4 protein-coding genes are annotated in these 2263 nt (G+C 50.4%); all 4 read right to left on the reverse strand.

Features of this window, described 5'->3' with window-relative positions; all coding sequences use genetic code 11:
* Nucleotides 1-482, reverse strand: a 482-nt coding sequence (locus AC2FJB_RS22790; protein ID WP_496721232.1) for a CIA30 family protein, incomplete at its 3' end; no start/stop codon positions are given.
* A gap of 11 nt (nucleotides 483-493) precedes the next feature.
* Nucleotides 494-946 carry a TspO/MBR family protein gene (locus tag AC2FJB_RS22795; protein WP_496721234.1) on the reverse strand — a complete coding sequence of 151 codons (453 nt, stop codon included), beginning with the start codon at nucleotides 944-946 and terminating at the stop codon, nucleotides 494-496.
* Between the two features lie 13 nt (nucleotides 947-959).
* On the reverse strand, nucleotides 960-1463 hold the full coding sequence (locus AC2FJB_RS22800) for an aggregation factor core (protein WP_496721236.1): 504 nt from the start codon (nucleotides 1461-1463) through the stop codon (nucleotides 960-962).
* 136 nt (nucleotides 1464-1599) lie between these two features.
* Nucleotides 1600-1983 (reverse strand): nuclear transport factor 2 family protein, encoded by a 384-nt coding sequence (locus AC2FJB_RS22805; protein WP_496721238.1) that lies wholly within the window; start codon nucleotides 1981-1983, stop codon nucleotides 1600-1602.
* Nucleotides 1984-2263: the final 280 nt, after the last annotated feature.

Raw genomic sequence — 2263 nt, forward strand, 5'->3', positions numbered from 1 at the left:
GTGATTTCGTCGGCGACGGGAATAGCGCGCAACATGGCACCTGAAGCCTTAAAGTCTGACAGGGGTAAACTGATTTTGGTCCATTCTTCAGAAGTTGCGAACTCGGCCTGATAGTATTGCCATGGAAGCACTGTGCCACGTGTTCTGAGGTGAACGAAGTATTGCTCGCCGTTCCCTCGGACCAACAGTCTGACGCCTGATACACCCTCATCTGGCCGAACAGACAACTTGCGTCGGAACTGGATGAAACCGCCGTTGTTTTCTGTACTGACGGTTCCGGTCAGCCGCGCGAATGCATCATTGCCTTCCGAACTAAACTGCACCTGCCCTGAAGAAACTCCGCCCATGACAGTGTCGGCAACGTAGTCCCAACGCGTCTCCGGAGACTTGGAGAAGTCTTCAGTTAAATTTCCATCAGCCTGAGCCATTGTGCATCCGATGATTACAAGACCTGAAACAAGCCCAGTGAAGTTGGCACGCATATCGTTCTTTCTCAGTTCAGTGTCGCGATAGAAAAGTTCAAGGCCGTGGCAAATGCGACCCATGCAAAGTAAGGCAAGAAGGCCAGTGCGGAGACCCGATCCGAGTTCCTGACCCGAGCGATGAACACGACGATGACAATCAGCAACGCGAGAATGACCACAAGGGCAAACCACGGCAGTTGCAGTACGAAAAAGGTTGGGGACCACAAAAAGTTCAGAGCCATCTGTGCCCACCACAGCTTCATGGCAGCCGAGCTTCGGTCTGTTTCGAACTGACGCCAACCCGCCATGGCGATCAACACATAAAGCACCGTCCAGACCGGGCCAAATATCCAATTTGGTGGATTGAAAGCAGGTTTAGAAAGCTGCGCATACCAATCGCCAGGTGCGGTCAGTGTCCCGATCAGGATGCCACCTCCCAACATGAGCGCAAGAAATGCTATGCGGATCAACAAATTCGACATTGCGGGACTGCTTTCAGCAATCCTTGGTCGTCACGTTGACAAGCGCTTCGGAAGAGAAGGTTGCAGTACTGGTCTTATCCGCATCGGAATAAGACACCGTGGCGCCTTCTATCTCCGACCCTGTTACGGTGATTTCGCGTTGCCCGATGGTGTCATCCACATCGATGGTAAAGGCGAGTTTATCCCCGACTGCGAGGGAGGCGATCTGAAGTTCAATTGAATCTTGCCCGTCCACGACCGCTGGAATTTGCCGCAGAGCATCCGCACCCTCAACGAATTCGAGAGGTTGAAAGACCTCTACGCCTGCACCTTTTTCGGTAACGTCGAAAATCAGACGTCCGGCAGATTGCGACAAGTCGATTTTGAGGGTCGAAGCTTCAACTTCGCACGTTCCGACATTTGTCAGAACAAAACGGTCCTTGGGTGCGCCTTCTATAAAGCGAATTTGTACACCAGCTTGAAGCGAAGTAGCTGCAAATAATCCAAGGGTCGCTGCAAGAATACTCTTCGGGAGCATATTTATCTTCTTTCTAAAAGGTTCTTGATAGATACGCTTCGGCGGGTTTCTTGGATCAGACTTATGACTTTTGACTATCGTGGCTCAGCCGACAGGACCTTTCGAAGTTCCATGCACAGTAGTCACAACGGTTAAGTCAGAACATGCCATTTTCATTCGCGCTGTTTGCTGGGATTTCCTGAAGAACATCCCAGTGTTCGACAACCTTACCATCAGCATCCAGGCGAAAAATATCGATCCCTGCGTACTCGAGACCATCGGGCCAGATTTGGTGGCAATGCAGAATAACGTGATCGCCTTCGGCAAACGCGCGTTTGATGTCCACGCGCTTTCCGGGGTATTCGGCAGCCATGCGCTCAAAATAATCGACAAAGGCTTGCTTGCCGTCGCCAACATGCGGGTTGTGCTGCGTATAGGTTTCGCCAACAAAGGTCGCTATGGCCTCGGCAGGTCGACACTCGTTGAACATCATTTCGTAGAAAGCGATGACGTTTTTCTTGTTTGTTTCGAGGTCCGGCATGCTGATCTCCAAATCGGTGTTTTTCCACCCAAAACCGTTGGCTCGTAAAGCATAGAAAACAAATAATAAGAACCTCGATCAATGGTTGGGAAAAGTAACGAGCTTTATTTTGCGTTCCAACTATTTCGAGGATTGGCCAGTTAATCGGTATCCTCGAAGTCGATATGAATATGATTTCCATCAGGATCAGTCACATGGATTTGGATCATGCGGGGCCCTGGGACTTCGGTTTTGCGATACTGGATCTGACGTGATGCCAGTTTTTCTTCAAATGGTCTCA

It is taken from the genome of Ruegeria sp. CDSC085 (assembly GCF_059610465.1).